This is a genomic window from Chelatococcus sp. KU-N122 (assembly GCF_055391085.1).
Genome location: NZ_AP043981.1, coordinates 641,720 through 661,537, shown reverse-complemented (window position 1 = coordinate 661,537; position 19,818 = coordinate 641,720). Strand labels below are relative to the sequence as shown.

Annotated in this window: 20 protein-coding genes and 1 pseudogene; 10 read left to right on the top strand and 11 right to left on the bottom strand. The window is 68.0% G+C overall.

Annotation, left to right across the window (positions count from 1 at the left end; all coding sequences use genetic code 11):
- The first annotated feature begins 161 nt into the window (after positions 1-161).
- From ACZ5PO_RS03005 to ACZ5PO_RS02975, 7 genes are all read left to right on the top strand, one after another.
- Entirely contained in the window at positions 162-1,718 is a 1,557-nt protein-coding gene (locus ACZ5PO_RS03005) for a long-chain-fatty-acid--CoA ligase (RefSeq protein ID WP_464190111.1), read from the top strand.
- On the top strand, positions 1,601-2,767 hold the full coding sequence (locus ACZ5PO_RS03000; RefSeq protein ID WP_464190109.1) for a phosphotransferase family protein: 1,167 nt from the start codon (positions 1,601-1,603) through the stop codon (positions 2,765-2,767). The genes ACZ5PO_RS03005 and ACZ5PO_RS03000 overlap by 118 nt, the downstream gene beginning before the upstream one ends.
- A complete protein-coding gene (locus tag ACZ5PO_RS02995; RefSeq protein ID WP_464190107.1) occupies positions 2,764-3,243 on the top strand; it encodes a hypothetical protein in 480 nt (159 codons plus the stop codon). Before ACZ5PO_RS03000 ends, ACZ5PO_RS02995 begins: the two co-directional genes overlap by 4 nt.
- A 28-nt stretch (positions 3,244-3,271) precedes the next feature.
- Positions 3,272-4,399: an Rv3169 family protein gene (locus ACZ5PO_RS02990; protein ID WP_464190104.1), complete on the top strand. Its 1,128-nt coding sequence runs from the start codon at positions 3,272-3,274 to the stop codon at positions 4,397-4,399.
- Positions 4,400-4,541: 142 nt separating this feature from the next.
- Positions 4,542-4,949 carry a nuclear transport factor 2 family protein gene (locus ACZ5PO_RS02985; RefSeq protein ID WP_464190102.1) on the top strand — a complete coding sequence of 136 codons (408 nt, stop codon included), beginning with the start codon at positions 4,542-4,544 and terminating at the stop codon, positions 4,947-4,949.
- Between the two features lie 82 nt (positions 4,950-5,031).
- Complete coding sequence (locus ACZ5PO_RS02980; RefSeq protein WP_464190100.1) at positions 5,032-6,597, top strand: class I adenylate-forming enzyme family protein; 1,566 nt, start codon at positions 5,032-5,034, stop codon at positions 6,595-6,597.
- A gap of 117 nt (positions 6,598-6,714) precedes the next feature.
- Complete coding sequence (locus ACZ5PO_RS02975; RefSeq protein ID WP_464190097.1) at positions 6,715-7,350, top strand: TetR/AcrR family transcriptional regulator; 636 nt, start codon at positions 6,715-6,717, stop codon at positions 7,348-7,350.
- A gap of 17 nt (positions 7,351-7,367) precedes the next feature.
- Here ACZ5PO_RS02975 and ACZ5PO_RS02970 read toward each other — a convergent pair whose 3' ends face one another.
- The 6 genes and pseudogenes from ACZ5PO_RS02970 to ACZ5PO_RS02945 all read right to left on the bottom strand — a co-directional run bounded on the left by ACZ5PO_RS02970 (position 7,368) and on the right by ACZ5PO_RS02945 (position 12,864).
- Positions 7,368-8,381 (bottom strand): alpha/beta fold hydrolase, encoded by a 1,014-nt coding sequence (locus ACZ5PO_RS02970; RefSeq protein WP_464196638.1) that lies wholly within the window; start codon positions 8,379-8,381, stop codon positions 7,368-7,370.
- A gap of 155 nt (positions 8,382-8,536) precedes the next feature.
- Positions 8,537-9,480, bottom strand: a pseudogene (locus ACZ5PO_RS02965) (MBL fold metallo-hydrolase).
- Between the two features lie 452 nt (positions 9,481-9,932).
- The gene (locus ACZ5PO_RS02960) at positions 9,933-10,709 is read right to left on the bottom strand and encodes a molybdopterin-binding protein (RefSeq protein WP_464190095.1); all 777 of its coding nucleotides are present in this window, start codon (positions 10,707-10,709) and stop codon (positions 9,933-9,935) included.
- Positions 10,709-11,572: a cytochrome b/b6 domain-containing protein gene (locus tag ACZ5PO_RS02955; protein ID WP_464190093.1), complete on the bottom strand. Its 864-nt coding sequence runs from the start codon at positions 11,570-11,572 to the stop codon at positions 10,709-10,711. Before ACZ5PO_RS02955 ends, ACZ5PO_RS02960 begins: the two co-directional genes overlap by 1 nt.
- A 197-nt stretch (positions 11,573-11,769) precedes the next feature.
- Positions 11,770-12,012 carry a pentapeptide MXKDX repeat protein gene (locus tag ACZ5PO_RS02950; protein ID WP_464190090.1) on the bottom strand — a complete coding sequence of 81 codons (243 nt, stop codon included), beginning with the start codon at positions 12,010-12,012 and terminating at the stop codon, positions 11,770-11,772.
- A gap of 108 nt (positions 12,013-12,120) precedes the next feature.
- Positions 12,121-12,864 (bottom strand): DUF1223 domain-containing protein, encoded by a 744-nt coding sequence (locus tag ACZ5PO_RS02945; RefSeq protein WP_464190088.1) that lies wholly within the window; start codon positions 12,862-12,864, stop codon positions 12,121-12,123.
- A 186-nt stretch (positions 12,865-13,050) separates the two neighbouring features.
- Here ACZ5PO_RS02945 and ACZ5PO_RS02940 point away from each other — a divergent pair, with 186 nt between their 5' ends.
- On the top strand, positions 13,051-13,596 hold the full coding sequence (locus tag ACZ5PO_RS02940) for a sigma-70 family RNA polymerase sigma factor (RefSeq protein WP_464190086.1): 546 nt from the start codon (positions 13,051-13,053) through the stop codon (positions 13,594-13,596).
- Positions 13,593-14,237, top strand: coding sequence for an NrsF family protein (locus ACZ5PO_RS02935; RefSeq protein ID WP_464190084.1), 645 nt, complete (start codon positions 13,593-13,595; stop codon positions 14,235-14,237). Before ACZ5PO_RS02940 ends, ACZ5PO_RS02935 begins: the two co-directional genes overlap by 4 nt.
- A 30-nt stretch (positions 14,238-14,267) precedes the next feature.
- On the opposite strand, the gene ACZ5PO_RS02930 is transcribed toward ACZ5PO_RS02935, so the two are convergent.
- Together ACZ5PO_RS02930 and ACZ5PO_RS02925 are read right to left on the bottom strand one after the other, a co-directional pair.
- Positions 14,268-14,936, bottom strand: coding sequence for an FMN-dependent NADH-azoreductase (locus tag ACZ5PO_RS02930; RefSeq protein WP_464190082.1), 669 nt, complete (start codon positions 14,934-14,936; stop codon positions 14,268-14,270).
- A gap of 24 nt (positions 14,937-14,960) precedes the next feature.
- Positions 14,961-15,278 (bottom strand): DMT family transporter, encoded by a 318-nt coding sequence (locus ACZ5PO_RS02925; RefSeq protein ID WP_464190080.1) that lies wholly within the window; start codon positions 15,276-15,278, stop codon positions 14,961-14,963.
- Between the two features lie 171 nt (positions 15,279-15,449).
- On the opposite strand from ACZ5PO_RS02925, the gene ACZ5PO_RS02920 reads away from it, so the two are divergent.
- On the top strand, positions 15,450-16,361 hold the full coding sequence (locus tag ACZ5PO_RS02920) for a LysR substrate-binding domain-containing protein (RefSeq protein ID WP_464190078.1): 912 nt from the start codon (positions 15,450-15,452) through the stop codon (positions 16,359-16,361).
- Here the strand turns inward: ACZ5PO_RS02920 and ACZ5PO_RS02915 are convergent.
- The 3 genes from ACZ5PO_RS02915 to ACZ5PO_RS02905 form a co-directional block, all read right to left on the bottom strand.
- Complete coding sequence (locus ACZ5PO_RS02915) at positions 16,351-17,901, bottom strand: DHA2 family efflux MFS transporter permease subunit (protein WP_464190076.1); 1,551 nt, start codon at positions 17,899-17,901, stop codon at positions 16,351-16,353. The two genes, ACZ5PO_RS02920 and ACZ5PO_RS02915, sit on opposite strands and share 11 nt — an antisense overlap.
- Positions 17,898-19,118, bottom strand: a complete 1,221-nt coding sequence (locus ACZ5PO_RS02910; RefSeq protein ID WP_464196636.1) for an HlyD family secretion protein — start codon at positions 19,116-19,118, stop codon at positions 17,898-17,900. Before ACZ5PO_RS02910 ends, ACZ5PO_RS02915 begins: the two co-directional genes overlap by 4 nt.
- Before the next feature lie 142 nt (positions 19,119-19,260).
- Positions 19,261-19,728, bottom strand: coding sequence for a MarR family winged helix-turn-helix transcriptional regulator (locus ACZ5PO_RS02905; protein ID WP_464190074.1), 468 nt, complete (start codon positions 19,726-19,728; stop codon positions 19,261-19,263).
- Between the last annotated feature and the right edge of the window lie 90 nt (positions 19,729-19,818).

Genomic DNA, 19,818 nt, shown 5'->3' with positions numbered 1-19,818 from the left:
AGCGGCCTGACACGGCCGCGCGCTTGTCCCGGTCGGACGACCACATCCGACGGGGAAAGCCCTGCTTCAAATCGCGGCCGGAACGCCTTGCGGTGCCTCCGGCGATCTGAGATAATAAACCGGCTGGACGGTCATATAATGAACGATGGGAGGTCACGGGCGTGTTCTTCACGCAAGCCATCAAGCGGGCGGTGCAGGTCGCGGCCGACCACCCCAGCACGATCCACGCGGGGCGGATCCGGACGTGGGCGGCGACGCTCGATCGGGTCGAGCGGCTGGCAGCCGGCCTGCGCAGCATGGGCGGCCAGGACGGCGCCCGGGTCGCCATCCTGGCCATGAACAGCGATCGCTATCTCGAAGCCATGTATGCCGTCGCCTGGGCGGGCGGGGTGTTCGTTCCCATGAACACCCGCTGGTCGAGGCCCGAGCTGGCTTACGCCCTCGCCGACTGCCGGGCGCAGATCATGCTCGTCGACGACGAGTTCGCTCCGATGGTGGGGGACATCGGCGAGCAATATCGACTGGGAACCGTCATCTACATCGGTGACGGTCCCGCACCCGCCGGCATGCTGGACTATGAGGAGATCATCAGGACGAGCGCGGCCTGCGCCGATGCCGAGCGCCGTGACGACGACCTCTGCGGGATATTCTATACCGGAGGCACGACAGGGCACCCCAAAGGCGTCATGCTGTCGAACAGGAATATCATCTTTGCTTCGCTGAACTGGTTGTCGTGCCTGCATGTCTCGCGGGAAACCGTCTACATGCATGTCGCCGGATTCTTTCATCTGGGCGGTGCGTCGCCGGCGTTCGCGACGACCTTGGCGGCCGGGACCAACGTCATCCTGCCGAAGTTCGAGCCAGGCCCGGTGATGCAGACGATTCAGGATCATCGCCCGAACTACACGCTGCTCATCCCCGTCATGGTGAACACCCTGGTCAACGAGGCGTCGCTCGGTCGCTACGACCTGTCGAGCATCAGAATGTGCCACTACGGCGGCTCGCCGATGCCCGAGGCCGTCCTGCGCAAGGCGATGGACAGACTGCCGACCTGGACCTTCCATCAGGGCTACGGCCAGACGGAAACCTCCGCCGTGCTGACGACGCTGGACTGGACGCAGCACGCCGTCGACGGGCCGCTGGCCAAGCGACTGACGTCGGCGGGGCAGGTGAGCCCCGGCTGGGAGCTGAAGATCGCCGGCCCGGACAGGCAGGAGCTGCCCCGCGGCGAGGTCGGCGAGATCGTGGTGCGCGGCGCCGGCGTCATGCTGGGCTATTGGGGCAATGCCGACGCCACCGCCGCGGTCGTCCGGGACGGATGGCTGCATACCGGGGATGGCGCGCTGATGGACGACGACGGCTTCGTCTTCATCGTCGACCGCGTCAAGGACATGATCATCTCCGGCGGGGAGAACATCTACTCAACGGAAGTCGAGAATGCGATCTACAAGCATCCGGTCGTGCGCGAATGCGCTGTCATCGGCATACCCCACGACGTCTGGGGCGAGGCGGTCCATGCGGTGGTGGTCCCCCACGACGGTGCGACCGTGTCCGCGGCGGATATCGTGGCGCACTGTCGGAAACTGATTGCCGGCTACAAATGCCCGCGCAGCGTCGAGGTGACGGCGACGCCGCTGCCGGTATCGCCGACCGGCAAGATCACCAAGAACGTCATTCGAGACAAATTCTGGGCGGGCCGGGCCCGCAAGGTGAACTGATGCACGCCCCGTGTCCGGCGACCGCCGATACCGACCCCGACCGGCGATACCGGGACCCTGCCTGGTTGGCCGATCGCCTCGAAAGCCATCTCGCGGCGACCCTGGGTCAGGACGTGTCGGTGCGGGGCCTCCGGCGCATCTCCAACGGCTTCTCGTGGGTGACCTGGACGTTCGAATTGTCCACCGCACCGCAAGGCGCCGGGCGCGATCTGGTGTTCCGCATCGGCCCTCCCGACGGCTTGCTGGCGCCATACAGCGCGACGCGCGAAGAAACCGTTCTGGGGTTGCTCGCCGGCACCGACGTCCCCGTTCCAGCCATCCTGCTGAGCAGCGACGACGCCTCCGTTTTCGGTGCGCCCTTCCTCGTGTGCGAGCGGATGCGCGGCGCCGCGTTCACCCCCTGGACCGTCGGCCGGGATGCGGGCGGCGCGCAGGCGCTCGAGCCGGTCCTGCGGGAGTTCGTCCGCCTCCTGGCGGCCGTCCACGCGGCGCCGTGGGCCGGCACCCCGGCGGCCGCGCTGGCCGGGTCCACGGACGTACAGACCGCGGCGATCGACCAGGTCCGCTACTGGGAGCGCCGCTATCGCGACAACCAGATGGAGTGCCTGCCGATCCTGGAATGGGCGCTCGACTGGCTCAAGGACCATGCGCCGGCCGCTCCGAAGGTGGCGCTGCTGCACGGCGATTACCGCATCGGCAACTTCCTCACCCAGGATTCGGCCATCACGGCCGTGCTCGATTGGGAGATGAGCCACTTCGGCGACCCGCATGAGGACATCGCCTGGGCGCTATATCCGCCGTTCGGCCTGCCGCGCCTGATGGATCGATCGGCGTTCTACGCGCAGTACAGCCGGCATTCCGGCCTCGCGGTCTCGGACACCAGCGTCGCCTACTACGCCGCACTGAACCTGCTCAAGATGACCGTCATCAATCTCATTGGTCTGCGCGGCTTTGTCCGCGGGTCCAACGACACGCGGCTTGCCGTTCTGGGGCTTCTGACGGCGTCGCATCTGGCCCAGCTCATGAAGGCCATCAGGGCAGCATCATGAAGATCGCGTTCTCACGGGTCGTCGCCGCGGCGGCGGAGAGCCTCCGGCGTGACGTCGCGCCGACGCTGACGGACGATTACGCACGGGGCCAGGTCCATGCGGTCGTCAATCTGCTGAAGACGCTGGAATTGCGCGCCGACTGGTCGGCCGCATTCTACACGGCCCAGTTGGCGCGCCAGAGCCAGGCGATCGACGCCGTCGCGCGCCTGCTGGCCCGCCATACCGACCTGTTCCCGGGCCGAGGCCTCGAACAGCCTGGAGCGATGACCGTCGGCGAGCTGTTCGATGGCCTGGAGGCCGGAAGCCGGCAGATCGTCGCCATGGCGACATGGCTGCGGGAGAACCGGTCACGGCTGCGGGACGACGATCGTGCGGCGATCGAAGCCGCGCTGGAGGCCGCGATGAAATCGCTCAACGACGAGGAATGGCGGCACGTGGCGCCGCAGACGCTGGCGCTGCTGTCCGGCGCGGAATGAATAGGCCATTCTCTTCAGGGGACCAACCATGCTCACCGAAGATGACGACTTCCTGGGGCACCAGACGAGCGAGGAGTTCAGCAAGGTCGCCGTCAGCGATACCAGGCACGCCATGTATACGGAGCGGTTCTGGTACATGGGCACCGTCGTTCCCGACGGCCGCCTGGTCTTCGGGCTCGGCCTGGGATATTACCCCAACCGCGGCGTGATGGACTGCTACGCCGCCGTGACCGTCGACAACATTCAGCACAATGTCCGGGCCTCGCGAACGACGGACCGCGATCCGCTGCTTCCGGCGGTGGGGCCGCTGAAGATCGAGATGAGGGGCGGCCTCGACAAGCATCGCCTGCTGGTGCAGCCCAACGAGTCGAACGTCTCGCTCGATGTCGAGTTCATCGGCGGCATGCACCGGCACGACGAGGGGCGCGAGGTCACCGAGCACCGCGGCCGGATCTTCTCCGATGTCCGGCGCTTCGTGCAGTCCGGCAGGTTCTCCGGCCATATCCGGGTGGAGGGGCGGCGGATCGATCTCGATCCGGCGAGCACCATCGGTTTCCGCGACCGATCCTGGGGGCTGCGTGCCGAAGCGCGGACCGACGAATCGACACCTCCCGTATCGAATTTTCCCCCCATTCTCTACGTCTTCCTGTGCGCGCAGTTCGAGACGCACAGCATCCATCTCTTCTTCAAGGAGGACGCACCGGGCCGGTTCCGCTTCCTGAGCGGCGACGAGACGGGGCCCCTGGGTCTCGACGGGCCGGACGGCAGCAGGGCGGTGAGCAATGTCGAGCATGACCTCACGTGGACGGCGGACGCCATGAGCCAGGAGATCGAAGGCGGTCGGATCACGGTGTCGTTCAGGGACGGCAGCGCCAAGACCCTGAGCCTCCGCGCTCGCGGCGGCCGCCTGTTTCTGAAGGGCGGCCTGTACGGCGGCTTGGCGGGCTGGTTCCAGGGCGACAATCGCGGCCCGGTTCACCTGGGCCACAATCGCTGGGACCTCGCCGAGCCCAGCGACAGGCGGATCGCCCGCACCCTGGCTGAGCAGGTCATCGAGGTCAGCGACGGCGACGCGGTCGGCTTCGGCACGATCCAGTGCGGCGTGGGGCAGGGCTATCCCAAGTATCTCCACGTCCAGAATCATCCGGCTCAGTAGGCCCCAGCCTGCCGCCGCAGCCGGGCGCGGGCCGCGTTCGCGCCCCGGCGACAGGCGGATGACCTGGTCTAATATTGACCGGCCAGCCGGTCTGTTATTAGATGTAAGCCAGTCACCGTCACCACCCTGAAAGGAAAGCCAAATGCTTACGGACCAAGAGATATTCAAGGCCACGCGCGACTGCATCGCGGCGTGGAACACCCTCGATCTCGAGGGCACGCTCGCGACCTATACGGACGACGTCGTCTATCGCGACCCCAAGACGGCGGGAAAGATCGTCGGCAAGGATGCGCTCAGGTCCTATCTCCGCAAGTTCTTCAAGGTGTGGGACATGCAGTTCCGCGTCACCGAGGAGTACCGGCTGGCCGGGCTGGATGGGCAGCTGGTGATGTGGGATTGCGATATCACCGCGCGCGCCGGCGGTGAGACCAGAACGGTGTCCGGTATGGACATCTGCATGGTCCGCAACGGTCAGCTGTCGCGGGACGAGGCCTTCATGGATACCTCGGTGCTGGCGCTCCTGCGCCCCAATACGTTCGCGCAGGCCTGACGGCACAGTCTTCGCCAAGCTGAACGGACACCTGCGGGCAGGCCGAACGAGAATCCGGCCTGCTCGTATCGGGAGGAGCTCGATGTTTCTACATAATCTGGCGCGCCGGATGGCAACGGTGCGCGCGCAGAAGACCGCATACATCGAGGGTGAGCATTCCAGGACATGGAGCGACATCGACCGCCGGGGGCGTCGCCTGGCGGCCGGGCTCGCCGGTCTGGGCCTCCGCACCGGCGATCGTGTCGGCATCATCGCCCATGACCGCATCGAGATGATCGACCATTGGCATGCCTGCCTGAAGTCGGGCCTGGTGCGAACGGGCATCAACTGGCGCTATGCGCCGGCCGAAATGGACCATATCGTCAGAGACGGGGACCTGCGCGCCATCCTGGTTCAGGATACATTCGTCGCCTCCCTTGCCGATAGGCTGGCCGAATGGAGGGCGGCCGGCCGCCTTCTCATCGGCTTCGGCGATCGGCACGGTCTCGGCCTCGATCTCGAGCACATCATCGACAGCCAGGCCGGATCGTTCCTGGAACCGGAGCTCGCCGCCGACAGCCCGATTGCGCTGTCGTACACGTCGGGCAGCACCGGTCTGCCCAAGGGCGCCATCCTCACCCAGCTCGGCGCCTGGACGCAGATCATGTCGGCCCCTTACGCGGGCGGCTTTCGGCCCGACGACGTCATTCTCAACAATCTGCCGGGCTCGGGCTTTCCGATCTTCATCCACAGCATGGGCCTATCGAGCGGTGCCGCCACAGTGCTGCCCGGTCTGTTCAGCGCGGAGCGGGCCGTCCATCTGATCAAGACGCATGGCGTGAGCGTCATGTTCTGCGTGCCGACCATGCTGCACGCCATCGAGCAGATCTGCCGCAACGGCGGGGATCGTCTGCCGTCGTTGCGGCTCGTGATCCTGCTGGGAAGCCCGATCGTTCCGGCCATTGTCGAGCGGGCCCGCCAGACGTTCGGCTGCGAGTTCCAGAACTGGTACGGCTCGACCGAGGCCAATGGCGCCATCTGCATGATGCGTGGCAGCGACTTCACCGGCGACCCCGACAGGGATCGTGAGCTGATGGCGTCCGTCGGCCGGCCACTGCCCCACGTCGACGTCGAGATCCGCGACGATGCCGATCGACGGATGCCGCCTGGGGAGGTCGGCGAGATCTGCGTGCGCGGGCCGGTGATCCATTCGTACCACAATCGTCCCGACGAAACGGCCGAGGCGCTGCGCGGCGGCTGGTTTCATATGGGCGACATCGGCTACCAGGACGCGGAGGGCCGGGTTTTCCTGAGCGACCGCAAGCACTTCATGATCGTATCGGGCGGCTACAACGTCTATCCGGCCGTCGTCGAGAACGTGCTCGCCACACATCCCTCCGTCGGCGAGGTGGCGGTCGTCGGCGCGCCGCATCCGCATTGGGGAGAGGCTGTCGTCGCCGTCGTCGTGGCGGCGAAGGGCCTCGGCGCACCGGTGGACCCGGCGGCCCTGGTCGCCTATTGCGCGGAGCGCGTCGGGAAGTGGGAAGTGCCGAAGCACGTGGAGATCGTCGACGCGCTCCCCATCGGCTCGACCGGCAAGATTCAGAAGCGCGAGATCCGGGACTGGTTCCGAGCCGATCCCGGTCGCCTTCCCTGGGCTGCGGAGTGACGCGCTGCCGAGGTGGAAGGCGGCGCCGGGCCTCGACGGCGGCGTCGGTCCGGCTTGCGCGGCGAAAGGAAATCTGCATCTCTTCGGCAATCGGCGGTGGCGTATGAAAGTGCGGGGATGGCCAGAGCAAAGGCAGACGATTATGAGACAAAGCAGCAGGTGATTCTGGATGCGGCGGCCAGGCTATTTGCCCAGAATGGCTACCCGCATTCGACGCTTCTCGATATTGCGAAAAAATCTCGCGCTTCCAAAGCCAAGGTATATTATTATTTCAAGAGCAAAGAAGATATTCTTTTTCAGCTTCTGCACGAGTACTGCGTTTTCACGGTAAAGTCGTTCGAGGGCATCGACGAGAGCATACCGCCGGAAGAACGGCTTAGAATGTTCGTCGAGATGTATATCGTGCGGCCGCCGAAGATGCGCTACAGGCACGTCGTGCTGCTGAACGATCTCAAATATCTGTCGGATAAGTCCAGGAAGCAGATCGTCTCGCTGGAGAGGCGCATGGTCGAATACGTCGTGTCCATCCTGCGGCAGGTGCACAGCGGCGGTGATGCCGACGATCGGGTTCTGCGGACCTATGTCCTGCTGCTGTTCGGCACCATCAATGGCATCGACACCTGGTTCAGCCCGTCGGGCCTGATGACGCCGGCCGAGCTGTCGGGCCGCGTCGCCAAGCTCTACCTCGGCGCCTTCGCCGACAGCCCGCAGCGGGCGCCGAAACTTCCGCCGAAACGTTCCCAGCGCTCCTGACGGGCGAGCCGGCGGCGCTAGCCGACCTTGCGCTTCAGGAAGTCGCGGATCAGCGGCACCATCTCGTCGGCCTTGTCCTCGAGCGCAAAATGGCCGGTGTCGAGCAGATGGAACTCGACTTCGGGAAGGTCGCGCTTGTAGGGGTAAGCCCCGTCGGCCGGAAAGATCTTGTCGTTCTTCCCCCAGACAATGAGCGTCGGCGGCTGATGCTGGCGAAAATAGGCCTGGACCTTCGGATAGAGTGGCAAGTTGGTCCGGTAGTCATAGAAGATGTCCATCTGGATGTCCGCATTGCCGGGCCGGTCGAGCAAGGCCTGGTCATGAATCCAGTTGTCCGGATCTATGCGGCTGAGGTCCGAAACGCCATCGGTGTACTGAAACTTCGTCGTCTCAAGCGCGACCAGCCCATAGAGCGCCTTTCGGCGGCTCTCCGAATGATCGGACCAATAGGCCTTGATCGGGTCCCAGAACTCCTTCAGGCCCTCGTCATAGGCGTTGCCGTTCTGGACGATCAGCGCGGTGATGCGATCGGGGTGTGCCAGGGCAAGCCGCCAGCCGACAGGCGCTCCATAATCCATCACGTACATGGCGTAGCGCCTCACGCCGAGCTGATCGAGCAGTCCATCGATGAGCTGGCCGAAGCGATCGAATGTGTAGGCGAACGAGGCGCGGTCAGGCATGTCGCTCTGCCCATAGCCGGGATAATCCGGAGCGATGACGCGGTAGCGATCGGCAAGCTGGGGGATCAGATTGCGGAACATGTGCGAAGACGTCGGGAAGCCGTGCAGCAGGAGGACGACGGGACCGTCTTCGGGGCCGGCCTCCCGGTAGAAGATGCCGATGCCGTCGACCTTCCTGGTTCGGTAGCGCGTGGTGGGCAAGGGAAGCGCGGGGCCGGCCTCGGCAGCTGCGGACGGCGCGACGGACGCAAGTTGCGTCGTTGCGGCTCCCACCGTCCAGGCCGAAAGGCTCACTATGAGCCGGCGGCGGTCGACTGCCGCGCGCTCGTCAAGGATGGGGTCTGCCTTCATCGCGTCCTCCATGTTCGGTTCGAGCGATTGAAGCCTGCTCGCGGCAGGCCGGCCGGGAGCCGGCCGCATGTTCATGTGAGCCGGCTTATCAACATCTTTCGGGCTCGCTGTTCGCGATTGATCGGGCCGCGGTTGCTCTGTCCGGCCGGCCGCCCTCACACGCCTTCGTAGACCAGGCGGGTGAAGAAGCCGGGGTCGATGACGAAGTTGCCCCATACGGCATCGAATGCGGCGGTCGGCTTTGCTGCGACGACCTCGTCGCGCGAACGGCCTTGCCGCTTGAGCTTTGCGACGTTCTCGCGGATCGCGACCAGCATGTCGCGAAACGCCTTGAGCTCGGCCCTGTTGCTGACGGGCCTGCCGTGGCCCGGAATGACGATCGTCTGCTCGGTCGTAGCCGCAAGGTTCGCTTCGGAAGCGGCGATCATGCCGTCGATGCTGCCTCCGGTCGAATAGTCGATGAACGGATAAATGCCGTTCCAGAAGGTGTCGCCGACATGGACGATGTCAGCCTCGGCTACGGTCACGGAGATGTCGCTGTCGGTGTGCGCCGGACCGTAGTATTTCAGGTTGATCGAAGCGCCGTTGAGCTTGAGCGACTTGTCGGTCGTGAACACCTCCGACGGCAGGCCGTCGGGGGAAGCGGCAGAAAATTATAGTCCCAGTCTTCGACGCGTTGAACCTGCGACAGGTATTTACGGGTGTTCTCCTGGGCGACGATCTTCGCACCGAGCGCATGGAGCCACGGGTTGCCATCGGCATGATCGAAATGCCAATGGGTATTGACGAGATGCGTCACCGGATCGGGGGAGAGCCCGGCCAGGGCCTCGGTGATTTGCTGGCGGGACACGCCGATCCCCGCGTCGACGAGCACCTTGCCATCTCGACCCGTCAGGACCGCGATGTTGCCGCCGGAACCCTCGAGCACGCTCACATTGCCGCGCAGCTTGTGCGTGATGATCGGCCCGGCGGCAGCGCTGTCCTTGATCAGGCTGACCAGGCCCCGCGCCTCGGCAAATGCCTCTCGGGGCGTGAGCCAGCCAAGACCGGCCGAGGCGCCGGCGGCCATGCAGCAGAGGCAGAAATGCCGACGAGACATCGAGTGCGGCTTGATTCTCACAACGACCTCACTTGGCGACCAGGGCGGAGCGTGGTGATGAACGCGCCTCAGACCGTTGCCAAGGCATGGGAGAAGAGGATCGGTCGTCGACGCCGGAGCAGTTTCTTTGTAGATCTCGGCGGCAACAGTCCACCTCCGCATCGATCCACCGCGTTTCCGTGCGGGCGGCTTGCTGAGCCGACAGCGACTTCACTTGACGCATAGGCGTAGATGATTGCTGCCCGTGCCAGCAGCCCATAAGCTCGTAAAGCAGCTTCTCAATTGCCGGAAAGGCCACGACCCGTGGACCGCCTGGAATCGATCGATCCCCGAGATGTGCGCAGTCGAGAGCCTCGCTCGGGGAGAGGCGCGCAGCCGCCCCGGGGCAGCCTGCGCCACGGCGATTCGTCCGCGGCGCCGGACATGCCACGGCGACGCCGGCGTTCAGTCGCTCAGATCCCGGCGTACCATTCGTAGCCGCGGTCTTCCCAGAAGCCGCCGTTGCCGCGGCCGATCGCTGCCAGGCTGTCGACGATCTCGATACGCATGACGTACTTGGCGTGCTTGTAGCCGAGCTGGCGCTCGACGCGCAGGCGCAGGGGAGCGCCATGGGCCACCGGCAGGTCCTGGCCGTTCATGCCGTAGGCGAGGATGGTCTGCGGATGGAAGGCGTCGACGAGGTCGATGCTCTCGTAGTACTGGCCGCTGCCGTCGAGCGTCTTCTCGTATTCATCCGCACAGTGGAACACGGCGAAGCGCGCGTCGGGCGCCAGGCCTGCCGCCTTGAGCACGAGGCCGAGCGGCACCCCGGTCCATTGGCCGATGGCGCTCCAGCCCTCGACGCAATCATGGCGCGTGATCTGCGTGCGCGCCGGCAGCGCCTTGAGGTCGGCGAGTGACAGCGCCAGCGGCTTGGCCACCTTGCCGTCGACCTTGAGCCGCCAGTCGGCGAAGCGGGTCTCGACCAGCTCGGCATAGGCGTCGCCCTCCGGCCGCTCGGTGCCGTTGGCCTTGAACACGGGCGACAGGTCGGCCTCGGTAAACTCGCGGGCGAGCTTGGCGTCCGACAGCAGCGCCCGCTGCGCGCCCTTGGTCAGGGTTTCGGCAGAGGCGATGACGCGGCTCACGTGGTCGTTGTCGACCAGGGCGTCGCAGCCGCCGAGCAGGGCGGTGGCGGCCGTGGCGGCGGAGCCCAGGAGCAGCCGGCGCCGGCTGGGGCGGATCAGCATCACTCGCTCCTCTCGGTCTCGATGGCGTAGCGGCCGGTGATCATCGAGCGCAGGTTGTTCCAGAGGCCGGAGACCACGACCATGACGAGGTGGACGACAACGAAGGCCACGATCAGCGAGGCCGAGATGAAATGGATGGTGCGGGCCGACTGGCGCCCGCCGAACAGGTCGACGAGCCACGGCCAGGCCGCGTCCATGCCGGGCGACATGGTGAGCCCGGTCGCCACCATCAGCGGCAGCAGCACGAAGATGACGGCGAGATAGGCGAGCTTCTGGAGCGCGTTGTAGCGGCGGGCCTCCTCCCCCTTGGGGAAATGCAGGCGCGCATGGTCGGCGATCTCGCGCACGAGGTGCGCGGGCTCAAGCTGGTCTCTGCCGGGCAGCAGGTCGCGTCGGACGTGGCCGCCCGAGAGGCTGTAGATCAAATAGGCGAGCCCGTTGATGACGAACAGCCAGGCGAAGAAGAAGTGCCAGCGCCGCCCGGTCGACAGGTCCGTGTAGCTCGGAAGGGTGAGCCAGGCGGGAAAGCCGCGCGGCCGGAGCTCGCCGTCGACGGACGACGCCCCGAGCACGCCCGTGGTGGGGATGGTCAGCGAACCGATGCGGGTGACGCCGCGGATCGAGTCGCCATCCCGCACCGCGCCGATGTCGACGACCGGGTGGTCGGCGTCGGCGCCGTACTGGCCCCAGTAGAGCGAGGGGTGGGCATTGAAGATCTGCAGGCCGCTGAGCAGCAGGAACGTCAGGCAGACCACGTTGAGCCAATGCGTCAGCCGCACCGACAAGGCGTGGCGGTGGACCAGCTGGCGCCGCGGCCGGGCCGCTGCGGAGCCGGCGATGGAGGTTGGCAGGGACGTTGTCATGGCAGGCCTCGGAAACGCGCTCGACCGCGGCTCTACGCGGCCGCCTTCACGCCGGATCACGACGTCCGATGCATGAACGCGATCGTGGTCGGCGGAGGTCCAAATCCTGAGGATACCCAAGTCTTTGAGACTCGGGTGCTCTCTCCGGCCGGGCGGCACCGCCCGGCCGGGAAGTGCAGCAGGCGGAACGACGCGCCTCAGTTCTTCTTCATGGCGTCCGATTTCATCGAATCGGTCTTCATCGCATCCGACTTCATGGTGTCGGCTTTCATTGCGTCGCCCTTCATGGCGTCTTTCTTCATACTGTCCGCCTTCATCGCGTCGGTCTTCATGGCATCGGTCTTCTTCATCGCGTCCTCGGCCCGGGCTGCGCCGAACGAGGCGAGGGCGACGCCGGCGGCGAGGAGGCCGATCCGGGCAACGGTGGCGATACGGGTCATGGAGGTCGTCCTTCGAGGGTGAGCGCTTGTGACAGCGCATGGAAGCGCCGGCCGGCGGCTCGGCGCGGTCCTGGGTGCCGGCAGGGGGCCGGCGCCCCGGATGGCGGGTCAGTCCGCGGCGACGGCCAGGATCGGGCCACCGGCAGGCTGCTGGACCAGCACGGCGGTGCGCAGGCCGTCGGGCGCGGCGGCGACGGGAAGCGTCACCGACGCACCGCTCCAGCGGCCGAGGCGCACCAGGTCACGGACCACGTTCTTGTGCGGCAGGGTGCGGCCGCCGTTCTCGCCACGCCGGACCGGCACGTCGACCCGGCGCGGGTCGTAGCGGACGAGCCAGACATCGGCGCCGCCCGAGGGCGCGCGCCCGCTGCCGATCTCGACGGTCGCGGCGCGCAGCGACACCTCGGGCGCGCCGCCGGTGGGGCGGGGCGTCGCCGCGATCAGGCGCTCGAGCGCACCGAGATCGCTGCCGACGATCGTGGCGCGGCCGTTGACGACGACTTGCGGCGTGAACGGCGCGTCCTCGCCGAGCGGCTGTTCGTAGGCCACCTGGCGCGCCGTGTAATCCGGGCGTGCGAAGGTGTCGGCCCAGCCGAGCTTGTCCCAATAGGTCACGCCGAAGCTCAGCGCCAGAATGCCGGGGCGGTCGCTCAGCGCAGCGAGGTTGGCGTTGGCGGGCGGGCACGACGAGCAGCCCTGGCTGGTGAACAGCTCGACGACGGTGGGCCGCGGGTCCGCAGCCAGCGCCGGCGCCGCGGTCGTCAGGGCCAGCAAGGAGGCCAGCGCGAGGATCGTCTGCGACGCGGATGTCGCAGCATGCCGACAGCGGCGTGGCGGAACAGGGCCGTTCATGCGCGTCTCTCCACGGCAGCCGGGCGTGTTGCCCGGTGATGCAAGGCGAGTTCGCGGCGGCGATCGGTGCGGTTACCCGTGTCACGGCTTCGTGATGGTCGCGGCCCCGGCGCCATGACTCTGGCTTAAACGGGGGGCACTCCTGTAACCTCCGGCGGCGCTCGGCCGAACAAGGACTATGACTCCGTGCAGACGGTGGAAGATCGGCTGAGGGCACTGATGATCGCGGCGCTGGCCGGCAACGAGCAGGCGTATCGCATGCTGCTGACGGATGTCGGCCGCCGCCTGCGCGCGTATTACGCGCGGCGGCTGGGGCCCGAGCAGAGCGCGGTCGAGGATCTCGTGCAGGAGACGCTGATCGCGGTGCACACGCGCCGCTTCACCTACGATACGGCGCGCCCGTTCACGGCCTGGCTGCACGCCATCGCGCGCTACAAGCTGGTCGACCATTTCCGCGCCCGCCGCGCCCGCCCGACGGTCTCGACCGAGGACGTCGCCGAGCTCCTGGCCACCGACGAAGCGGAGCCCGCCGACGCCCGGCTGGACGTCGAGCGGCTGCTCGGCGAGTTGCCGCCGCAGCCGCGCCGCTTCATCCGCGCGGTCAAGCTCGACGGCCGCTCCGTCGCCGAGGTCTCGGCCGCGTCGGGCGTCTCCGAATCGGCCGTGAAGGTGGCCATCCACCGCGGCCTGAAGCTGCTCTCACGACGGTTGAAGGGACCGGACGCGCCGTGAACTCGACCGCTGATCTCATCGGTTCCCTGGCTGCCGGCGTGAAGCCTGCGCCGCGCGCCTTCGTGTCGCGGCGCCTTGGTCTCGGCCTGGGAATCGGCGTCGTGGTCGCGGCCGTGACGACGCTGATCGTCTGGGGCCCCCGCCCGGACTTTGCCGCCGCCCTCGCAACGGCACCGTTCTGGCTGAAGTTCGGATACTCCGGGCTGCTCGCCGTCGCCGGTCTCGTCGCCGCGTGGCGACTGGCGCGCCCGGATCTCACCGCCCGCCGTTCCGTCTTCGCCGCCGCCGCCACGGTGCTGGTGATGGCCGTGCTCGCCGCCGCCGAGCTCGCCGCGACGCCCGCGGCCGATCACCGCCGCCTGATGATGGGCGGCACCGCCGCGGTGTGTCCGTGGTTGATCATGCTGCTCGCCCTGCCGATCCTCGCCGGCGCGCTGGGGGCCATGCGGACGCTGGCACCGACCCGACTGGCCTGGGCGGGGGCGGCGGCGGGCCTCGCCGCCGGGGGGCTGGCGGCGTTCATCTATGCCGTCTCCTGCGCCGAAACCGGCATGCCGTTCGTGCTCATCTGGTACGGCCTCGGCGTGGCCATCCCGACGCTCCTCGGCGCCCTGCTGGGGCCGCGCGTGCTGCGCTGGTAGCCCGGCACGCCAGCGCCGCCGTCGGCGCGGTCAGGCGGCGCGCGGGCCCGCCGCCTCCGCCATGGCGCGCGCCAGCGCCGCCGTCCGCGCCTCGGCCTCGGCCTTCGAGCGTGCGTGCCGCTCGTCGCCGAACTCCTGGTACTCGACCGTGATCGTCGCCACGGCGTCGGCCGCGACCCCGAGATAGGGGGCGCACACGGCCAGATGCGGGTCGAGCTGGTTGAGGGGCGCGCGCACGCCGCCGGGCGCGAAGCCGAACTCGCCGCGCGCGCTCAGCACGATCAGCCGCTTGCCCGTGAGGATCGGCCTGATCGGAGTGTCGCCGCGGGCGAGATCGAACGAGAAGGTGCGGCCGATCCGGACCACCTGGTCGATCCAGGCCTTCAGCGCGCTCGGCATGCCGTAGTTGTACATCGGCGTGCCGATCACCACGATGTCGGCGGCGGCTAGCTCGTCGATGGCCATGTCGGACCAGGCCAGCGCCGTCCGCATCTCGGCACTGCGCGCCTCCGGCGGCGCAAAGGCTGCGGCGATCCAGGCCTCCGTCACGTGCGGTGGCGGATCGGCCGCCAGATCGCGGCGGATGATGACATCGTCGGGGCGCTCGGCCTGCCATGCGCCGATGAAGCGCTGCGAGAGGGCGCGGCTGACGGAACGCGCGGTGCGGGCGCTGGCGTCAAGGTGCAGAACGGTCGTCATCGGTTGGCCTCCAGGCTTGGGTGATCAGGCTGAAGCCGCCTTGAGCCCGGCAACGCCACCGACGATGGCGAGAGCCGACACGAGCTTGCCTCCCGTCAGCGGCTCGCCGAGCAGCACGAAGCCGAGCACGACGGTCCCGAGCGTGCCGACGCCGGTCCAGATCGGGTAAGCGACGCTGACCGGCAGGGTCTTCAGCGCCAGCGTCAGGAAGCCGATGCCGCCGACGACGCCGATCACCGTCACGAGGGTCGGCAGCGGGCGGGTGAAGCCCTCGGCGTACTTCATGCTCAAGGCGAACAGGATCTCGAAGAACGCGGCGGCCGCCAGAAAGAGCCAAGCCATGGGTGGTCCTTGGGCTGAGATTGGTTCATCCGTTCGGCGTCGCGCGACGGATTGAATAGATCAAGAAATAGGCTCGCCGCAGGCCGTGCTACAAACGCGAAGTTCTCACCCGATAGATGATATGAGATCATCCATCGACGTTGCCGCAGGCCGCGGCGAAGGGAGGAGCCGATGCGTCGTCTGCCGCCGCTCGGATCGTTGCGCGCCTTCGAAGCGGCGGCGCGCCAGTGCAGCTTCAAGCGGGCCGCGGCGGAGCTCGGCGTGACGCCGACGGCGGTCAGCCATCAGATCCGGCAGCTGGAAGCGGGGCTGGGCATCACGCTGTTCCAGCGCCAGACGCGTCAGGTCGTGCTCAGCGCGGAGGGGCGGGCCCTCTATCCGCAGCTGCGTCAGGCCTTCGACATGATGGCCGACGCCGTCGCCGCGGCCCGGCGCCCGGCCCGGGCGGTGGCCACCCTGTCGGCCACTGTCGCCTTCACGGCGCGGCTGCTGGTGCCGCGCGCCGCCGGCTTCCGGCGGCTCAATCCGGGGTGGGACCTGCGCCTGCACGCCTCGGATGACCCGGTCGATCTCATCGCAGGGGAGGCTGACGCGGCCATCCGCTATGGCCTCGGCCCCTATCCCGGGCTGGATGCGCTACCGGTCCTTGCCGACAGCTTCGCGCCGGTGTGCAGCCCGCACCTGCCGCTGCGCCGGCCGGAGGAGCTCGCCGGGAGCAACCTGATCCACTTCGAATGGGGACCGGCGGCCAGGGTCAGCGTCCCCACCTGGCGGTCGTGGGCGCGGACCGCAGGTCTCGCCGGCGTGCTCGATACGGAGGCGGGGATCGTCTTCAGCGACGAGAACAGCGCCATCCAGGCGGCCATCGCCGGCCAGGGCGTGGCGCTGCTCAGCCTCGCCCTGGTCGCCGCCGAGCTCGCCTCCGGCGCGCTGGTCCAGCCCTTCGGGCCGATGCTCGCCGGTTTGCGCTACGATTTCGTCTATCCCACCGGCGCCGACGCCCGCCCGGCGGTCGAGGTGCTGCGCCGGTGGCTCGTGGCCGAGGTCGTCGGACAGCGTGAGGCGGTGCCGCTCACTCCATGACGACGGCGTGGTCGGAGGCGCCGCCTCCGCTCGGGGCCTCGCGGAACAGCAGCAGCAGCGGCATCACGACCAGGCACATGAGCATCAACAGCTTGAAGTCGTTGATATAAGCGATGATGCTGGCCTGCGTGGTGACCAGGTTGTCGAGCGCCGCACGCCCCGCCTGGGTGTAGGGGCTGAGGGCGTGGGCGATCGCCGGATCGAGGAAGTGGCGGTTGAACGGCGTCACGTAGGAGGCGATGTCGGCATGGTTGGCCTGCGTGTTCTGGCTGAGCAGCGCGGTGACCACCGAAATGCCGATGGCCGAGCCGATGTTGCGCGACAGGTTGTAGAGGCCGGTGCCGGTGCCGCGCTGGTGGGCGGGCAGCGTGGTGAAGGTGACCGTGGTGAGCGGCACGAACAGGAAGCCCAGGCCGGCACCCTGCAGGAAGCCGGTGCTGACGATGGTCCATTGCGAGACGTCCGGGGTCCAGCCGGTCATGTCGTACATGGCCCAGGCGGACAGCCCCAGGCCCAGCGCCAGCAGCAGGCGGATATCGACGCGGCCGATGAGGCGGCCGACGATGAACATGCAGACCATGGTGCCGAGGCCGCGCGGGCCCATGACGATGCCGGCGGTGACGACGGGGTAGCCCATCAGGGTCTGCAGGTAGGGCGTCATCAGCGCCAGCGAGGCGAGGTAGGTCACGCCGACGATGAAGATGAACAGCAGGCCGAGCGAGAAGTTGCGGTCCTTGAACAGCGTCGGATCGACGAAGGGGTTCTTGCCCGTGAACGTGTGCACCAGGAAGATGTAGAAGGCCGAGGCCGCGATGATCGCCTCGATGACGATCTCGCCCGAGCCGAACCAGCCGAGCTGCTCGCCGCGGTCGAGCGCCACCTGCAAAGCGCCGATGGCGATGGAGAGGGCGCCGAAGCCGAACCAGTCGAGCCTGCTGGCGCGGTCCACCGGCGTCTCGGTGACGAAGGCGGAAATGCCCAGGAAGGCGATCACGCCGAGCGGCAGGTTGATGTAGAACACCCAGCGCCAGCTCAGATTGTCGGTCAGCCAGCCGCCGATGACGGGGCCTAGCACCGGGCCCACCATCACCGACACGCCGAACAGCGCCATGGCCGAGCCGCGCTCCTCCGGCGTGTAGATGTCGAGCAGGATCGATTGCGACAGCGGCACCAGGGCCGCGCCGAAGAAGCCCTGCAGCAGTCGGAAGCCGACGATCTGGGGGAGCGTCTGCGCCACGCCGCACAGCACCGAGGCGACGACGAAGCCCGCCACCGAGGCCATGAGGATGCGCTTGCGGCCGAAGCGGTTGGCGAGCCAGCCGGAGGGCGGCGTCATGATCGCCGCGGCGACGATGTAGGAGGTCAGCACCCAGTTGATCTGGTCGGCGCTGGCCGACACGCTGCCCTGGATGTAGGGCAGCGCCACGTTGGCGATGGTGGTGTCGAGCGCCTGCATGATCACCGCCAGGATCACGCAGGCGGTGATGGCCCCGCGGTTGGCGACGCCGGGGCCAGCTGCCGCCCCGGCGGCGGCGGTCATCGCGGGCTCCCCTCGCGGCTGACGCCGAACATCCCGTCGAAGCGCGACAGGACGCCCGGCAGGCCGCGCGCGTGCCCGGTGTCGACGTCCACCACGACGCTCATGCCGGCCCGCAGCGGCGGCTTCGACGGGTCGGTATCGACACGCACGCGCATGGGAATGCGCTGCACCACCTTGACCCAGTTGCCGCTGGTGTTCTGCGCCGGCAGCAGCGAGAAGCTCGCCGCCGAGGCCGGGCTGATGCTGTCGACGATGCCGCGCCACTCGACCCCCGGGTAGGTGTCGACGCTGACCGTCACCGGCTGCCCCGGCCGCACATAGGTCAGCTCGGTTTCCTTGGGATTGGCGTCGATCCACACGTGGTCGCTCGACACGAGGCTGAAGGCGGCGGTGGACGAGGCCAGGTATTGGCCGGGCTGCAGCGACGGCACGTTGGCGACGATGCCGGCGAACGGCGCCCGCACCACCGTATGGTCGAGCTGGCGCTGGGCTTCGTCGCGCTGCGCCACCGCATCGACGTAGCGCGGGTGTTTCTCGATCGCGATGTTCGGATCGCCGGCCAGGTTGGCGGCGATGCCGGCGAGCTGCTGGGTGAGCGAGGCCACCTTCTGGCGGGAGCCCTGCAGGTTGCGCTGCGCCTGTTCGTAGGTCGCCTCCGAGGCGACGGCGCGGGTGACCAGGGCCTGCTGGCGGGCGAGCTCGCGGGTGTAGAAGTCGACGTCGACCTGCGCCTGGCGGATCTGCGCCTGCATGTCGCCGTAGCTCGCCTTGAGCGCCTTCAGCTCGTCGGCGACGATGCCTACCTGCGCCTGGGCGCGCGTCAGCGCCAGGCGGAACGGCAGGCTGTCGAGCTTGAACAGCACGTCGCCGGCCGCGACCTTCTGGTTCTCGCGGACGTTCACCTCCTTGACGATGCCGGAGACGTCCGTCGAGATGCCGACCATGTCGGCGCGCACATAGGCGTTCTCGGTCGACATGATGCGGCCGCCGACGACGTAGTAATAGCCGCCGATAGCCAGGGCGACGGGCAGCAGCATGAACAGCAGCGGGCGCAGCCAGCGCCGGCGCGGCCGGCCGGGGACCGTGACGGCCGCCGCCGCCTGATCGCTGGCCGCGGGCGGCGGAGGCGGTGAATCCGGCGTCTCGCGCAGCGCCGCGGGCTCGGTGGCCGGGCGCTCCGCCACGATCGTCTGAGCGGGCGCCGGGTTGGGCGTCATCGTGCTTGCCGACGGGGTGTTTGCGGCCGTCGGCTTGGCCTGGCCCGACATGTCCTGGGCCGTCCGCGCGCGCCAGGCGGCGCCGGCGCCGTCGTCGATCGCGTCCGTCGGCTGGTCGGGCATCTCGTCGCGCAGCAGGCGCTTAGCCATGGCTCGCCTCCTTCGCCCGCACGGGCTTGCCGCAGGCCTCGACCAGGTTCCGCTTGATGTGCGTGAGCATCTCCAGCAGCCGCGCGCGATCGGGGTCGCTCAGCCCCTCCAGCGCTTCCGAGCGCGTCAGGTCGCCGAGCTCCCGCATCCAGTCCAGCAGCGGCAACGCGTCGGGGGTGAGGTAGAGCAGCCGGATGCGCCGGTCGGTCGGGTGGGGCCGCCGCTCGATGAGGCCGCGCGCCTCGAGCTTGTCGAGGATGCGGCCGAGCGTGATGGGCTCGATCTCCAGGATCTCGGCCAGGCCGCCCTGGTGGATACCCTCGTTCGGGGCCAGGAACGCCAGGCACTGCCATTGGGAGCGCGTCAGCCCCAGGTCGCGGGCGCGCTGCTCGAAGCGCTTGCGCAGCAGGCGCGCCACGTCGTGCAGGACGAAGCCGAGGGTCGGTTGCAGAAGGGGCATCAGTTCATAGCCGTGCTTGTTATGAGCATGCTTATGTTTTCACAGCTAATGACATCCGGCCGGCGCTGCAACGACTTGAGATCGCGGGCC